13 protein-coding genes are annotated in these 15,515 nt (G+C 68.7%); 2 read left to right on the top strand and 11 right to left on the bottom strand.

The window, feature by feature from the left end:
- Positions 1–9 precede the first annotated feature (9 nt).
- The 11 genes from argH to ACWDUN_RS27950 form a co-directional block, all read right to left on the bottom strand.
- Positions 10–1,419 carry an argininosuccinate lyase gene (gene argH, locus ACWDUN_RS28000; RefSeq protein WP_449933866.1) on the bottom strand — a complete coding sequence of 470 codons (1,410 nt, stop codon included), beginning with the start codon at positions 1,417–1,419 and terminating at the stop codon, positions 10–12.
- Between the two features lie 79 nt (positions 1,420–1,498).
- Complete coding sequence (locus ACWDUN_RS27995) at positions 1,499–2,698, bottom strand: argininosuccinate synthase (RefSeq protein ID WP_449933864.1); 1,200 nt, start codon at positions 2,696–2,698, stop codon at positions 1,499–1,501.
- Positions 2,699–2,735: 37 nt separating this feature from the next.
- The gene (locus ACWDUN_RS27990; protein WP_449933862.1) at positions 2,736–3,212 is read right to left on the bottom strand and encodes an arginine repressor; all 477 of its coding nucleotides are present in this window, start codon (positions 3,210–3,212) and stop codon (positions 2,736–2,738) included.
- Position 3,213: 1 nt separating this feature from the next.
- Complete coding sequence (gene argF, locus ACWDUN_RS27985; protein WP_449933860.1) at positions 3,214–4,137, bottom strand: ornithine carbamoyltransferase; 924 nt, start codon at positions 4,135–4,137, stop codon at positions 3,214–3,216.
- Positions 4,134–5,303 carry an acetylornithine transaminase gene (locus ACWDUN_RS27980; protein ID WP_449933858.1) on the bottom strand — a complete coding sequence of 390 codons (1,170 nt, stop codon included), beginning with the start codon at positions 5,301–5,303 and terminating at the stop codon, positions 4,134–4,136. The genes argF and ACWDUN_RS27980 overlap by 4 nt, the downstream gene beginning before the upstream one ends.
- Entirely contained in the window at positions 5,300–6,172 is an 873-nt protein-coding gene (argB, locus tag ACWDUN_RS27975; protein WP_449933856.1) for an acetylglutamate kinase, read from the bottom strand. The genes ACWDUN_RS27980 and argB overlap by 4 nt, the downstream gene beginning before the upstream one ends.
- Positions 6,169–7,383 carry a bifunctional glutamate N-acetyltransferase/amino-acid acetyltransferase ArgJ gene (gene argJ, locus ACWDUN_RS27970; protein ID WP_449933855.1) on the bottom strand — a complete coding sequence of 405 codons (1,215 nt, stop codon included), beginning with the start codon at positions 7,381–7,383 and terminating at the stop codon, positions 6,169–6,171. Before argJ ends, argB begins: the two co-directional genes overlap by 4 nt.
- Positions 7,380–8,411 carry an N-acetyl-gamma-glutamyl-phosphate reductase gene (gene argC / locus ACWDUN_RS27965; protein WP_449933853.1) on the bottom strand — a complete coding sequence of 344 codons (1,032 nt, stop codon included), beginning with the start codon at positions 8,409–8,411 and terminating at the stop codon, positions 7,380–7,382. Before argC ends, argJ begins: the two co-directional genes overlap by 4 nt.
- A gap of 124 nt (positions 8,412–8,535) precedes the next feature.
- Complete coding sequence (gene pheT / locus ACWDUN_RS27960) at positions 8,536–11,022, bottom strand: phenylalanine--tRNA ligase subunit beta (RefSeq protein ID WP_449933851.1); 2,487 nt, start codon at positions 11,020–11,022, stop codon at positions 8,536–8,538.
- Positions 11,022–12,053, bottom strand: a complete 1,032-nt coding sequence (gene pheS / locus ACWDUN_RS27955; RefSeq protein WP_449933849.1) for a phenylalanine--tRNA ligase subunit alpha — start codon at positions 12,051–12,053, stop codon at positions 11,022–11,024. Before pheS ends, pheT begins: the two co-directional genes overlap by 1 nt.
- A gap of 36 nt (positions 12,054–12,089) precedes the next feature.
- Positions 12,090–12,983 carry an adenylate/guanylate cyclase domain-containing protein gene (locus tag ACWDUN_RS27950; protein WP_449933847.1) on the bottom strand — a complete coding sequence of 298 codons (894 nt, stop codon included), beginning with the start codon at positions 12,981–12,983 and terminating at the stop codon, positions 12,090–12,092.
- A 222-nt stretch (positions 12,984–13,205) separates the two neighbouring features.
- On the opposite strand from ACWDUN_RS27950, the gene ACWDUN_RS27945 reads away from it, so the two are divergent.
- Both ACWDUN_RS27945 and ACWDUN_RS27940 read left to right on the top strand, forming a co-directional pair.
- Positions 13,206–14,243 (top strand): oxygenase MpaB family protein, encoded by a 1,038-nt coding sequence (locus tag ACWDUN_RS27945; protein ID WP_449933845.1) that lies wholly within the window; start codon positions 13,206–13,208, stop codon positions 14,241–14,243.
- Positions 14,244–14,247: 4 nt separating this feature from the next.
- The gene (locus tag ACWDUN_RS27940; protein WP_449933844.1) at positions 14,248–15,483 is read left to right on the top strand and encodes an acyl-CoA dehydrogenase family protein; all 1,236 of its coding nucleotides are present in this window, start codon (positions 14,248–14,250) and stop codon (positions 15,481–15,483) included.
- The last annotated feature ends 32 nt before the right edge of the window (positions 15,484–15,515 follow it).

Raw genomic sequence — 15,515 nt, 5'->3', positions numbered from 1 at the left:
AGATGATACCTAGCGCAGCTTGATCCGCAGCTGGTCTGCGGTGTCGCGGACCACACCGAGTTGCCGTGCCACCTGCACCGGCGCGGTACCACCGCGGGCATCGCGCGACTCGACCGAACCGGCGATGGTCAGCACTTCGCGGACCTGAGCGGTCAGGCCGGGGTGAATACCGGCGAGCTCGTCATCGGCGAGCTCCTCCAGCCCGACGTTTCGGGTCTCGGCGGCCTTCACCGCCGCACCGGCCGCCTCGTGCGCCACACGGAACGGAATACCTCGGCGCACCATCCATTCGGCGATATCGGTGGCCAGGGTATAGCCCAGCGGCGCCAGCTCGGCCATCCGGCCGGTATCGAAGGTCAGCGTGCCGACCAACCCGGCCATCGCCGGCAGCAGCAATCGCAGTTGCGCCACCGAATCGAAGACCGGTTCCTTGTCCTCCTGCAGATCCCGGTTGTAGGCCAGCGGCTGCGCCTTGAGTGTGGCCAGCAGGCCGGTCAGGTTGCCGATCAGCCGACCCGACTTCCCGCGCGCGAGTTCGGCGATATCCGGGTTCTTCTTCTGCGGCATGATCGAACTGCCCGTCGACCACGCGTCGTGCAGCGTGACGTAGCCGAATTCTGTGGTGCTCCACAAAATGATGTCCTCGGACAGCCGGGACAGATCGACCGCGATCATCGCGAACACGAACGCGGCCTCGGCGGCGAAGTCGCGGGCGGCGGTGGCGTCGATGGAATTGTCTGCCGCCGTGGCGAATCCCAGCTCATCGGCGATGGCGTCCGGATCCAGGCCCAGCGAGGATCCGGCCAGGGCCCCGGAACCGTACGGTGACACCGCCGTTCGCCTGTCCAGATCGACGAGGCGCTCGGCGTCCCGCAGCAACGGGTGCGCGTGCGCCAACAGGTGGTGGGCCAGCAGCACCGGCTGGGCGGACTGCAGGTGCGTCTTGCCCGGCATGATCGCCGTCGGGTGCGCAGCGGCCTGGGTGGCCAGGGCGGCCACCACATCGAGCAACCCGTTGCCGACGGCCTTGACGGCGTCACGCAGCCACATCCGGAACAGCGTGGCCACCTGGTCGTTGCGGGATCGTCCGGCCCGCAGCCGCCCGCCGAGTTCGGGTCCGACGCGGTCGATCAGTCCGCGTTCGAGTGCGCCGTGCACGTCCTCGTCGGAGGGCAGTGGGCCGAAGCTGCCGTCGGCCACGTCGGAACCCAGGCTGTCCAGACCGGCCAGCAACCCGTCACGCTGCTCGTCGGTGAGCAACCCGGCGCGGTGCAGCACCCGGGCGTGCGCCTTGGACGCGGTCACGTCATACGGCGCCAGCGCCCAGTCGAAGTGGGTGGACTTGCTCAGTGCGGCCAGCGCGTCGGACGGCCCGTCGGCGAACCGTCCGCCCCACAGCGACCCTTCGTTGGTGCTCACTTGATGCCCCTCATTCCGCCGAGATCGACGTTCTGACGACTTCTACTCGCACTTTTGCGCCCATTTGTGCGATTGGGCGTCACAAGCCCAGGTCGCGCTTGGCCGAGATCTTCGACGACAACCCGTGCACGTGCACGAAGCCCTTCGCCGAGGACTGGTCGAAACTGTCGCCCTCGTCATAGGTGGCCAGGTTGAAGTCGTACAGCGAGGTCGGGCTGCGCCGGCCGTTGACCGCGATGTGCCCGCCGTGCAGCACCAGGCGGATCTCACCGGTGACGTGCTCCTGGGTGTGCGCGACGAACGACTCCAGGGCGCGCTTGAGCGGCGAGTACCAGAGGCCGTCGTAGACCAGCTCGCCCCACTTCTGGTCGGTGCCACGCTTGTAGCGGCCCAGCTCGCGCTCCAGGGTGACGTGCTCCAGTTCGGTGTGCGCGGTGATCAGCACCATGGCGCCGGGCGCCTCGTAGATCTCGCGGCTCTTGATGCCGACCAGGCGGTCCTCGACGACGTCCAGGCGTCCGACACCCTGGGCGCCGGCGCGCCGGTTGAGCTCCTCGATGGCCTGCAGCACGGTCACCGGGCGGCCGTCGATCGAGACCGGCACACCCTTGTCGAAGCCGACGATCACCTCGTCGGGGCTGCTCCAGTTGATGGTGGGGTCTTCGGTGTAGTCGTAGACGTCCTTGGTGGGCGCGTTCCACAGGTGCTCCAGGAATCCGGTCTCCACCGCACGGCCCCACACGTTCTGGTCGATCGAGAACGGCGAACGCTTGGTGACGTTGATCGGGATGGCGTTCTCCTCGGCGAAGGCGATGGCCTTCTCCCGGGTCCAGGCGTAGTCACGCACCGGCGCCAGAACTTCGAGATCCGGTGCCAGCGAGGCAAATCCGACCTCGAAGCGGACCTGGTCGTTGCCCTTGCCGGTGCAGCCGTGCGCGACGACGCCGCCGCCGTGTTCGCGGGCAGCCTTGACCAGGTGCTTGACGATCAGCGGGCGGCTGATCGCCGAGACCAGCGGGTAGCGGTCCATGTAGAGCGCGTTGGACTGGATGGTCGGCAGGCAGTACTCGTCGGCGAACTCGTCGCGGGCGTCCACGACGACGGCCTCCACGGCGCCGCAGTCCAGGGCGCGCTGGCGCACGACCTCCATGTCCTCGCCGCCCTGGCCGAGGTCGATGGCGACGGCGACGACCTCCTTGCCGGTTTCCTTGCCGATCCAGCTGATGGCCACCGAGGTGTCCAGACCGCCGGAATACGCCAGGATGACGCGTTCGGACATTGGTTGATCTCCTTATTTCTTCGGGTCCAAGGACCGCTTATTTCAAGTTCTCGAACATGGTCGCGAGCTCGGCGCCGGTCATCGGCTCGCGCGCTATCACGAAGATGGTGTCATCACCGGCGACGGTGCCGACAACCTGGGGCAACGATGCCCGGTCGATGGCACTGGCCAGGTAGTGCGCCGCCCCCGGCGGGGTGCGCAGCACGGCCAGGTTGGCGCTGGAATCGGTGGACACCAGTAGTTCCCCGAGCAGCTTGGTGACCCGCTCGGTCCCGCCCGACACGCCCCGCACCGGGCTGCCGTCCTCGGGCACCACGTACACCCCGACCCCGCCGTCGGCCCCGCGCAGTTTCACCGCGCCGAGCTCTTCGAGGTCCCGGGACAGGGTGGCCTGGGTGACCTCGATACCGTCGGCGGCCAACAGCGCGGCCAGCTCGGTCTGGCTGCTGATCGCGTGCGACGACAGCAGCGTGAGGATGCGGGCCTGGCGGCCGACCCGGGTGGGGGTGCTCATGTCATGCTCGTTCCAACAACCAGGCCAGCAGCGCCTTCTGGGCGTGCAGCCGGTTCTCGGCCTCGTCGAACACCGCGCTCTGCGGGCCGTCGATGACCTCATCGGTGATCTCGTGCCCGCGGTGCGCCGGAAGGCAGTGCAGCACAACCGCGTCGGGGTCGGCCAGCGCCAGCAGGTCGGCGTTGACCTGGAACGGGCGGAACGGCCGCACCCGGTCGAGACCGTCGTTCTCTTGACCCATCGAGGTCCAAGTGTCGGTGACCAGCACGTCGACACCCTCGACGGCGGCCTTCGGGTCGGCCGTCACGGCCACCGTCGCGCCGGTGTCGGCGGCACGTCGGCGCGCGGCGTCGACGAATTGCGGGTGCGGCTCGAAGCCGGCCGGAGCGGCGATGGTGACGTCGATCCCGGCGGTCACCCCACCCAGCATCAGCGAGTGCGCCATGTTGTTGGCACCGTCGCCCAGGTAGGTCATGGTCAGACCCTTCAGCTCACCCTTGCGCTCGACAAGGGTCTGCAGATCGGCGAGCACCTGGCAGGGGTGGAACTCGTCGGACAGCGCGTTGACGATCGGGACGGAGGCACCACTCGCCATGGCGGACAACCGTTCCTGGGCGAACGTCCGCCACACGATGGCGTCGACGTAGCGCGATAGCACCACCCCGGTGTCCTCGAGCGTCTCTTCGCGGCCGAGCTGGGTGCTGCGGCCGTCGACCACGACGGCGTGACCACCGAGCTGGGCGATCCCCATCTCGAACGAGAACCGGGTGCGGGTGGAGTTCTTCTCGAAGATGACCGCCACACCGCGCGGCCCCTCCAGCGGTCGGCGGCTGAACGGCGCCTGCTTCAACTCGGCGGCCAGCGCCAGGACCTCGGCCTGCTCGTCGGGGTTCAGGTCATCATCGCGCAGAAAATGTCGTGTCACAGCGATCCTTTGTCGAGCACCGCGGGCAACGCGGTGAGGAATTCGTCGATCTGGGGGTCGGTGATGATCAGCGGCGGCGCCAGCCGGACGACATCGGGTGCCGCGGCGTTGACCAGGAATCCGGCCTCGCGTGCCGCCATCTCGACGGCCTTGGCCTTCTCCTGTGTCAGCGCGATGCCGATGAGCAGGCCCTTGCCGCGAACATGGTCGACCAGCGGATGGCCGATCTCCTCGATGCCGTGGCTGATCGTCTTGCCCGCCACCGCAGTTCGGGCGATCAGGTCATCGGCAGACAGCGTCCTGAGCACCGCCAAAGCCGCGGCGGTGCTGATCGGGTTGCCGCCGAAGGTGCTGCCATGCATTCCGGGGGTGAGCAGATCTGCCGTCGTCCCGAGGGCGAGGCAGGCGCCGATCGGCAGTCCGCCGCCCAGCCCCTTGGCCAGCGTGACGACGTCGGGGGTGATGCCGTCGTGCTGGTGGGCGTAGAACGCTCCGGTGCGGCCGACGCCGGTCTGCACCTCGTCGAGCACCAGCAACGTGCCGTGGGCGGTCGTGATCTCGCGGGCGGCGGCCAGGTAGCCCGGCGGTGGTACGACGACGCCGCCCTCCCCCATGATCGGTTCCAGGAACACCGCGGCGGTTTCGTCGGTGACCGCGTTGCGCAGCGCCTCGGTGTCGCCATAGGGCACGAAGGTGACATCGCCGGGCAGCGGTTCGAACGGCGCCCGCTTGGCCGGTTGCCCGGTGAGCGCCAGCGATCCCATCGTGCGGCCGTGAAATCCTCCTTCGGCGGCAACGACTTTGGTCCGCCCGGTGAGCCGGGTGATCTTGAAGGCCACCTCGTTGGCCTCGGTGCCCGAATTGCAGAAGAACGCCCGGGCGGGATGACCCAGATGGTCGACGAGCATCTCGGCCAGCGCGATACCCGGCTCGGTGGCATACAGATTCGACGTGTGCCCCAGCGTGTTGAGCTGTGCGGTGACGGCCTCGATGACGGCGGGGTGACGATGCCCCAGCAGATTGACCGCGATTCCGCCGAGCAGGTCGAGATAGTTCTTGCCGGATTCGTCGGTGACCACGGCGCCGTCCCCGGCCACCAGGGCCAGTGGCGGGGTGCCGTAGTTGTTCATCATCACCGCTTCCCAGCGGGTCTGGAGTTGACTCATGGGGCGGGCACCACCTTGGTTCCGGTGCCCTCGTCGGTGAGCAGCTCGACGAGGACACAGTGTTCGACGCGGCCGTCGATGACATGCGCGCTGGGGACCCCACCGTTGACGGCGCGCAGGCAGGCCTCGATCTTGGGCACCATGCCCGATTCCAGCTTCGGCAGCAGTTGCGTCAGTGCGGCGCTGTCGATCTCGCTGACCAGCGAGGTACGGTCGGGCCAGTCGGTGTACAGGCCCTCGACATCGGTGAGCATCAGCAGCTTCTCGGCGCCGAGCGCCTCGGCCAGCGCGGCGGCCGCGGTGTCGGCGTTGATGTTGTACACCAGTCCGTCGGCGTCCGGGGCGATGGTCGAGACCACTGGGATCCGGCCGGCGGCAATGAGATCCAGCAGTGAGTCGGCGTTGACGTGTGCGACGTCGCCGACCAGTCCGATGTCGGTGGCCACGCCGTCGACCGTGACGCTGCGCCGCACCGCGGTGAACAGTTGGGCATCCTCGCCCGTCACGCCGACGGCGTAGGGTCCGTGCGCGTTGATGAGCCCGACGAGTTCGCGGCCGACCTGGCCGAACAGCACCATCCGGGCGACATCGAGCACTTCGGGCGTGGTGACCCGGAACCCACCCTTGAAATCGCCTGCGATACCGAGCCTTTTCAGCATGGCGCTGATCTGCGGGCCGCCGCCGTGCACGACGACGGGCCGGATGCCACAGTTGCGCAGGAACACCATGTCGGCGGCGAACGCGGCCTTCAGGGTGTCGTCGGTCATGGCGTTGCCGCCGTACTTGACGACGACGATCCTGCCGTGCAGCTGCTTGAGCCAGGGCAGCGCCTCGGCCAGCACGGAGGCCTTCAACGACGTGGAGGTCATGAGCTGTACGCCGAGTTCTCTTCGACGTACGCGTGGGACAGGTCGGTGGTCCGGATCGACGCGGTGGCCTCGCCGGAGGCCAGATCGACCATGACCTCGATCTCGTCGCCGGACAGGTCGACCTCGCGGGCGCCGGGGGCGCCGGCTCCGTCGACACACACCGGAGAACCGTTGAACGACACGCTGATCCGCTGCGGATCCAGCGTCACCGGGGCGATCCCGACCGCGGCCAGCACCCGCCCCCAGTTCGGATCGGATCCGAACAGCGCGGTCTTGACCAGGCTGTCGCGGGCGATGGCACGGGCGGCGACCAGGGCGTCGCCCTCGGAGGCGGCGCCGGCGACGGTGACGGTGATGCGCTTGGTGACGCCCTCGGCATCGGCCTGCAACTGGGCGCACAGGTCGTCGCAGACGGCGAGGACGGCCGCGTCCAGTTCGTCCTGGCTCGGGGTCGCCTCGCTGGCTCCCGACGACAGCAGGAGCACGGTGTCGTTGGTGGAGCAGCTGCCGTCGACGTCGAGGCGGTCGAAGGTGCGGGCGGTGGCCCGCCGCAGCGCGGTGTCCAGCGCGGCCGGGTCCGCGGCCGCGTCGGTGGTCAGGACCACCAGCATGGTGGCCAACGACGGGGCGAGCATGCCCGCCCCCTTGGCCATCCCGCCGACGGTCCAGCTGTCGGCATGCAACGCAACCTGTTTGGGAACCGTGTCGGTGGTCATGATGGCCCGGGCGGCCTCGTCGCCGCCGGTCAGTCCGCCCGCCATCTCGTGCACGATCTCGGTGACGCCGGCAAGCACCTTGTCCATCGGCAGCCGGTCACCGATCAGACCGGTCGAGCACACGGCGACCTCGATGGCGCCGGTCTCGGTGCCCCAGTCGCTCAGCGCCGCGGCGACCGCCTCGGCCGTGGTGTGGGTGTCCTGGAACCCGCCGGCTCCGGTGCAGGCATTGGCGCCGCCGGAGTTCAGGATGACGGCCCGCAGCCGGCCCGTGGTCAGCACCTGCTGGGACCACTGCACCGGCGCCGCCTTGATCTGGTTGCGGGTGAACACGCCGGCGGCGTGATGATCGGGGCCCTCGTTGAACACCAACGCCAGATCCAGCGCACCGGAAGCCTTGATTCCGGCCGAGATCCCGGTGGCCCGGAAGCCTGCCGGCGCCGTCACGCCCTGCGTGCGTACCAGCTTCGGGGCCGGATGGTTCGCTTCGCTCACGGTGCCACTCCCACGGTCGACAGTCCTTCGGTCTCGGGCCAGCCCAGCGCCAGGTTCATCGACTGCACCGCCGCGCCCCCGGTGCCCTTGGTGAGGTTGTCGATGGCACAGATGGCCACCAGCGTCTTGGCCTCGTCGTCGACGGCTACAGCGATCTGCGCGGCGTTGCTACCGATCACGGCGCCGGTCTTGGGCAACAGCCCTTCGGGCAGCAGGTGAATGAACGGCTCGTCGGCATAGGCCTTCTCGTAGGCCGCCCGGATCTCGGCCTCGGACGCTTCGGTCGGCGCGGTGCAGGTGGCCAGGATGCCCCTCGACGTCGGGATGAGCACCGGGGTGAACGAGACGGTGACGGGCTTGTCGGTGACCGTGCGCAGCCCCTGGGCGATCTCCGGGATGTGCCGGTGTTTGCCGCCGACGTTGTAGGCCCGCGCGGAGCCGATCACCTCGGCCCCCAGCAGCTCGACCTTGGCCGACTTGCCCGCACCGGACGTTCCGCTGACCGCGACGACGGTGACCTTCGGGTCGACCAGATCGGCCGCGACGGCCGGCAGCAGGGCCAGCAGGGCCGAGGTCGGATAGCAACCCGGCACCGCGATGCGCGTCGCACCGATGAGAGCCTCCCGGCCGCCGGGCAACTCCGGCAGACCGTAGGGCCACGTGCCGGCGTGGGCGCTGCCGTAGAACTTCTCCCAGTCGGCGGCGTCGGTCAGCCGGAAGTCCGCGCCGCAGTCGATGATGACGGTGTCGCCGAGCTGTTCTGCGAGTTCGGCCGAATGGCCGTGCGGCAGGCCGAGGAACACCACGTCATGCTGGGCGAGCAGCGCGGCATCGGTCGGTTGCAGCACCCGGTCGGCCAGCGGCAGCAGGTGCGGATGGTGCTCGCCGAGCGTGCTGCCCGCGCTGGCCGCGGCGGTCAGCGCACCGATGGTCAGCCTGCCGTCGGCGTATGCGGGATGGCCGAGCAGCAGACGCAGGATTTCCCCGCCGGCATACCCGCTGGCACCGGCGACGGCTACGGAAGTCATACACCGATCTTTGCATTGTTATGCAGTCAAATGCAAACTCATTAATACCCGCGCGCCGAAGCTGACGAAATGTCGACTTCCACTCGCACTTCTCGGCCCGTTTGTTCGGTTGGGCGAGAAGGTACTAGGCACGTTGGACGGCGCCGAGACGCTCGGCCGCGGCGGCCACCGCGGCGTCGCGCGCCGCACTGGCCTCGTCTTCGGTCAGCGTCCGATCGGCGGCCCGGAACCGCAGCGCCAGGGTCAGCGATTTACGCCCCTCCCCGATCTGCGGGCCGGTGTAGACATCGAACAACCGGACATCCTCGAGCAGCTCACCGGCGCCGTCGCGGACCGCGTCCACGACCGACTGGGCGGCGACATCCTGCTCGACGATGAGGCTGATGTCCTGGAACACCGCCGGGAACGGCGACACCGCCGGCGCGGGCAGCCGCTCGACGATCGGGATGTCGTCGAGATCGAGTTCCACCGCGCAGGTTCCCGCCGGCAGCCCGGTGCGTTCGATGACCGCCGGGTGCAGCTGACCGGCATAACCCACCGGGATGTCGCCCACGAGCACCTCGGCGCACCGGCCGGGATGCCAGGGCAGGTGCGCTGCGGCCCGCAGCGTCAGTTCGACGCCGACGGCGCGGCCGATGACGCGGACCGCCTCGAAGGCATCGGCGGCCTCGACCCTGCGGCCCGGGCCCCACGGTCCGGCGGGCTCGCGCAGACCGGCCAGCACCACGCCGACGTGTTCGGGCTGCCGGGGCAGCGAACGGTCCAGCCCGGCGATCTCGGCATCGGTGGGCCTGCGGTCGGTCGGGATCCGGTCCACGGCCCTGGTGTCGTCGGTCTGCAGCGCCACATGCGAGATGGCGAACAGCGAGGTGTCCACCGCGCCGCGGGACACGTTGCGCGCCAACGCTTCCAGCAGACCCGGCAACAACGTCGTGGCCAGGTGCGGGCGATCAGCCTCCAGCGGGTTGAGCACCGAGACGACGGAGCGGCGCGGATCGTCCTCGCCCAACCCCCAGGTGTCGAAGATCCCGGCCGGCAGGAACGGGGTCGGCAGGACCTCGACGAAACCGCCGAGCGCCAGCGACTTCCCGAGCGCCCGACGTCGCTTCTGGACCGCGGTCAGACCACGTCCGGGCGGAGCCAGCGGAAGCACCGACGGGATGGCGTCCAGCCCCTCCAGCCGCAGCACCTCCTCGACCAGGTCGGCCGGCTCGCGCAGATCGGGCCGCCAGCTCGGCGGTGTCGCGGTGATGGTGCCGTCGGCCTCGGTCACCGCGGCGCCGATCTGGGCCAGCCGTCGCGCCGCGACACCGGCCGGGTAGCTCACCCCGGCGACGCGGTCGGGCAGATCGGCAGGCATGCTGACCGGCGCGGGCGAGAAGTCATCCCGCGGCGGGTCACCGCGCCAATCGGTGAGCGTGGGATCAACTGTGCCACCGGCGATTTCGGCGAGCAGCGTGGCGCAGCGGTCCAGCGCGGCCACCGAGATGGCCGGGTCGACGGTGCGCTCGTAGCGCCGGCCCGCCTCGCTGACCAGACGCAGCCGACGCTGGGTCCGCGACACCGCGGCCGGATCCCACACCGCGGCCTCCAACAGCACATCGGTGGTGGTGTCGCGCACCTCGGTGGTTCCGGCACCCATGACGCCGCCGATCGCCGCGGTGGCGACGTCGTCGACGATCAGCACATCACCGTCGTTGAGGGTGCGGGTGATGTCGTCGAGGGTGGTGACCTGCTCCCCCGCCGCGGCGAACCGCACGTCGAACGCGCCGGTGATCAACGACCGGTCGTGGGCATGCATCGGGTGGCCGAGTTCCAGCATCACGTAGTTGGTGACATCGACCGCCGGTGAGATGGCCCGGATCCCGGACAGCAGCAGCCGTCGCTGCAACCACCACGGTGACACCGCGGCCGGGTCGATGCCGGTGACCGGGCGCAGGCCGAACCGCAGCACCCCGGTGCCGGGCTGCACCGTCAGCGGCCACGCCTCACCGTCGGCGGGCAACGCCGGCACCTCGGCGGGATCGACGAAGTCGAGGTCCAGCGCGCACGCGATATCGCGGGCCAGTCCCCGCACCGACAGGCAGTAGCCGCGGTCCGGGGTGATGGCGAGGTGGAAGACCGCGTCGTCCAGGCCGAGCACCTCGATACCGGAGGCACCGGGCTGCGCGGTTCCCGGCGGCAGCACGATGATGCCGGAGTGATCGACCCCGAGGTTCAGTTCGGCGGCCGAGCAGATCATCCCATCGGAGGTACGCCCGTAGGTCTTGCGCTTGGCGATGGTGAAGTCACCGGGGAGCGTGGTGCCGGGCAGTGCCACCACCACCAGGTCATCGACCGCGAAATTACGTGCGCCGCAGACGATGTCGCGGGGTTCGGGCTCACCGACGTCGACCTTGCAGGCCCGGATGGGCTTCTTGAACTCGGTCAGTTCCTCGATTTCGGTGACGCGCCCGACGGTCAGCGGACCGGTGACCGGGCCGACCGGGATGATCTCCTCGACCTCGTGACCGATGCGGATGAGCGTCTGCTCCAGATCCGCAACCGACATGTCCCAGTCCGGAGCCCCGGCGCGCAGGGCCTCACGCAACCAGCTGTACGGAATACGCATCAGGCACCCACTCCGAACGGCAGGGAGAACCGTACGTCACCCTCGACCATGTCGCGCATGTCCGGAATACCGTTGCGGAACTGCAGGGTTCGCTCCAATCCCATGCCGAAGGCGAAGCCGGAGTACCGGAGAGGGTCGATCCCGCACGCGCGCAGGACGTTCGGGTTGACCATGCCGCAACCACCCCATTCGACCCAGCCCGGCCCGCCCTTCTTGTTTTCGAACCACACGTCGACCTCGGCCGACGGCTCGGTGAAGGGAAAGAAGTGCGGACGGAACCGGGTGCGGCCGGCCGGCCCGAATTCGGCGCGGGCCAGCGCATCCAGCGTGCCGCGCAGGTTGGCCATTGTCAGCCCCCTGTCCACGGCCAATCCCTCCACCTGATGGAAGACCGGGGTGTGCGTGGCGTCGAGTTCGTCGGTGCGGAACGTGCGACCCAGCGAGACGATGTACACCGGCAGGTCACGCTCCAGCAGCGCGCGGATCTGCACCGGCGAGGTGTGCGTGCGCAACACCTGCCGCGATCCGTCGGGCGCGATCTGGAAAGTGTCCTGCTCGCTGCGCGCGGGGTGATCCGGCGGGAAGTTCAGGGCGTCGAAGTTGAACTGCTCGGTCTCCACCTCGGGGCCCTCGGCCAGTTCCCAACCCATCGCCACGAAGGTGTCGGCGATCCGCTCGGTCAGCAGGGTGATGGGATGCCGCGCCCCGACCGGCTGCCGCGTCGAGGGCAGCGTGACGTCGATGCGCTCGGCCACCAGCACCGCGGCATCGCGCTCGGCGCGCAGCACCGCCAGCCGCTCGTCGTAGCTCTGTTGGGCCTCGGTGCGCGCGATGTTGACCCGCTTGCCGGCATCGGCGCGTTCGGTCTTGGGCAGTGTCCCCAGCACCTGGCGCGCGAGCGCGATCGGGGAACGGTCACCGAGATGTTCGGTCTTCGCCTTGGCCAGCGCGTCCAGGTCGGCGGCGGCGTCGAAGGCCTGCCGGGCCGCGGCAACTGCGCTGATCAGGGCGTCTTCTGAGAGCTCCGTCACCCGGCGATCATAGGTGATGGGTCATTGAGAGCGACGTCACGCACCCTCGGCGTCGGCGGCCTGCCCACCGGGCAACTGGGGCAGCCTCCTGACCCAGTACATCATCAGGTCCTCGGGCACGCCGCTGGGTCTGGTGGCGAAGAGCTGCTTGCGGACGCGTTTGACACCGATGCCCAGCGCCTCGAAATCCTTCTCGTCGATGGCCTCCAGCGTGGTGTGCGAGATGACCAGCCCGCCCTTGGTGGCCCGCTCCATCACGCGCGCGGCGATGTTGACATCGACGCCGAGCCAGTCCGAGCCGATGCGCTGCGGATGCCCGGTGTGGATCCCGGCCCGCATCCGTGGGGTGTAGCCGTCGACCTCGACGGTGCCGACGGCCTCCAACGCGGCCAGCACCGCCCGGATGGCGGTGGCGGCATCGGAGAACACCACCATCGCACCGTCACCCATCCGCTTCACGATGTGACCGCCCTGAGCGAGCAGCGGCGGCTCGGCGACCTGCGCGACGCGCCGCAACAGTCGCAGCGTCGCGTCGTCACCGGCGCGCAGCGACCACGCCGAGAATCCGACCAGGTCGGTGAACACCAAAGTCATCTCACGATTGGCCGGTTTACCCGAGACCCGCTCGGTGAGCGCCTGCCACACCTGCAGGGCGCCGAGGCTGATCTCGCGGGACACCGCGTCACGTTCCAGCAGCCGGTCGGCCGCCCGGGCGGCGGCCCGCGGGCCCCCGTCGCCGGCCGTCGACAGCGGATCACCGAACTCCGGATCCCCGGGCAGGGCCCGCCGCGCGCGCCGCAGGAAGGCGATGACATCGGCGTTGTAATTGGTCGCGGTGAGCCACCCCAGTGGACCCGCCGGACGCGGCACCTCGGCGGGCATGCGGTCCCCGGTGCGTGCGGATCGTTCCTCGAACGATTCGACATCCACGTCGCCACGATATGTGGCACCTGCGGTAGCGGCAACGACGCCGCGCGACGACGTTGCTCACACCGCGGCAAACACGACGAACCGACAGGTCACGGCCATGTCGAGGCGCAATCGCCGGCACATAACGGCGTTGCATCACGTCGCGCGGTGTCATAGACAACACCCGTTGTCACGCATATGGTGGCCGGATATCCGTGGTTTTCAAGGCTCGACGAGGACGCCATGACCGTTGTAGAAGCCGACCCCGATTCGACCGCCGTGCCGAAGGTGATCCCTCTCGGCCCGGACTCTTTGACCTGGAAGTACTTCGGCGATCTGCGCACCGGCCTGCTCGGCGTGTGGATCGGCTCGATCCAGAACATGTATCCGGAGTTGGGGGCCGGCGTCGAGGACCACTCCATCCTGTTACGGGAACCGCTGCAGCGGGTCGCCCGATCGGTGTACCCGATCATGGGTGTGGTCTACGACGGTGACCGCGCTACCGATACGGGACAGCAGATCAAGAGCTTCCACCACGACATCAAGGGTGTCGACGGGCAGGGGCGGCGATACCACGCCCTCAACCCGGACACCTTCTACTGGGCACACGCGACGTTCTTCATGCTGATCATCAAGACGGCCGAGTATTTCTGCGGCGGACTCACCGAATCCGAGAAACACCAACTGTTCGACGAGCACGTGCAGTGGTACCGGATGTACGGAATGAGCATGCGTCCGGTGCCGGACTCCTGGGAGGACTTCTGCCAGTACTGGGATCACAAGTGCCGCGAGGAGTTGGAGATCAACCAGGCCACCTTGGATATCTTCTCCATCCGGATCCCGAAGCCGTGGTTCGTGCTCATGCCGACGCGGGCGTGGGACCAGATCTTCCGACCGTTGGTCGGCGCCCAGCGGTGGGTGGCCGCCGGCGTGTTCGATCCGGCCGTGCGGGAGAAGGCGGGCATGCGCTGGACACCGGGCGACGAGATCCTGCTGCGCCTGCTCGGTAAGGCGGTCGAACTGGCGTTCATCGCGGTGCCCGATGAGATCCGGTTGCACCCGCGGGCCGTGTCGGCCTACCGGCGCGCCGGGGGCCGTATCCCTGCGGACGCTCCCCTGGTGGAAGCACCGGGTTTCATGGCACCTCCGGCGGACCGGCGTGGTCTGTCGATGCATTACCAACCCCCGCACAAGTCGCTGCTGGACCGCGCGGGGTCGCTCATCCACACCACGTTCTCACTGGCCGGGTTGCGCCCGTCCGCCAAACGAAAGGCTGCCTGACCCGATGCTGGAATGGTCTGATGTCGACATCGCCGTGCGCGATGCGGTGCGCGAGTTCGTCGACAAGGAGATCCGGCCCCATATCGACGCGCTGGAGAGCGGCGATATGGAGCCCTACCCCATCGTCCGTAAGCTGTTCGCCGCCTTCGGCATCGACGCCATGGCGCGGGAATCGTTGGAGCGCAGGCTGTCTCGCCTGCGCGACGGTGCACCGGCCAAGGAGTCCAGGCCGTCGGGCGGGATGTTCGGCGGCGGACCCGATCAGGCCGGCATGGGTTTCGTCCTGATCAGCGAGCTGTGCCGGGTGTCCATGGGTCTGGTCACCGGCATGGGTGTCAGCCTCGGGCTGACGGTGCCGACCATCCAGGGCCGGGGCACGGTTGCCCAGCAGGAGCGGTGGCTGCCCGGGCTGGTGACCTACGAGAAGATCGGCGCCTGGGCGATCACCGAACCCGATTCCGGCTCGGATGCTTTCGGCGGCATGAAGTCCTACGTGACCCGCGACGGTGAGGACTACATCCTCAACGGGCAGAAGACGTTCATCACCAACGGCCCCGATGCGGATGTCGTCGTGGTGTACGCCAAGCTGGACGAGCCGGGTGTCGACAAGCGCGACCGCAAGGTGCTGACCTTCGTCCTGGACCGCGGCATGGAGGGTTTCGTCCAGTCGAAACCGTTCCAGAAGATGGGTATCCACTCTTCGCGCACCGGCGAGCTGTTCTTCAACAACGTCCGGCTCGGCCGGGACCGACTGCTCGGAGAGACCGAGGACAACTCCGCGGGCGACGGCCGCGACAGTGCCCGGTCGAGCTTCTCCGCAGAGCGGATCGGGGTGGCGGCCATGGCCCTGGGAGTCATCGAGGAATGTCTGCGGCTGTCGGTCGACTACGCGAAGACCCGGGTGCTGTGGGGCAAGGAGATCGCCCAGTTCCAGTTGATCCAGCTCAAGCTGGCCAACATGGAGGTGGCCCGGATGAACGTGCGCAACATGCTGTTCCGGGTCATCGAGTCGGCGCAGCAGGGTGCGCCCATCAGTCTGGCCGAGGCGTCGGCGATGAAATGGTACTGCTCGCAGGCCGCCACGGATGTGGCGATGGAGGCCGTGCAGTTGTTCGGCGGCAACGGGTACATGACCGAGTACCGGGTGGAACAGCTCGCCCGCGACGCGAAGTCGCTGATGATCTACGCCGGGTCCAACGAGGTGCAGATCACCCATGTCGCGCGGGGGCTGTTGGGCTGATCGGCCCCATCCGGCGAGCAGACGCAAACTGG

The organism is Mycobacterium sp. NPDC003323 (assembly GCF_053589535.1).
Note: the sequence above shows the minus strand (reverse complement) of the source record. Positions and strands in the feature narration are given on the sequence as shown.

Coding starts and splice junctions, on each gene's coding strand:
- ACWDUN_RS27995 (WP_449933864.1), bottom strand. CDS start 2,698: ATGTCCGAACGCGTCATCCTGGCGTATTCCGGCGGTCTGGACACCTCG.
- ACWDUN_RS27990 (WP_449933862.1), bottom strand. CDS start 3,212: ATGAGCACCCCCACCCGGGTCGGCCGCCAGGCCCGCATCCTCACGCTG.
- ACWDUN_RS27980 (WP_449933858.1), bottom strand. CDS start 5,303: ATGAGTCAACTCCAGACCCGCTGGGAAGCGGTGATGATGAACAACTAC.
- argB (WP_449933856.1), bottom strand. CDS start 6,172: ATGACCTCCACGTCGTTGAAGGCCTCCGTGCTGGCCGAGGCGCTGCCC.
- argC (WP_449933853.1), bottom strand. CDS start 8,411: ATGACTTCCGTAGCCGTCGCCGGTGCCAGCGGGTATGCCGGCGGGGAA.
- pheT (WP_449933851.1), bottom strand. CDS start 11,022: ATGCGTATTCCGTACAGCTGGTTGCGTGAGGCCCTGCGCGCCGGGGCT.
- ACWDUN_RS27945 (WP_449933845.1), top strand. CDS start 13,206: ATGACCGTTGTAGAAGCCGACCCCGATTCGACCGCCGTGCCGAAGGTG.
- ACWDUN_RS27940 (WP_449933844.1), top strand. CDS start 14,248: ATGCTGGAATGGTCTGATGTCGACATCGCCGTGCGCGATGCGGTGCGC.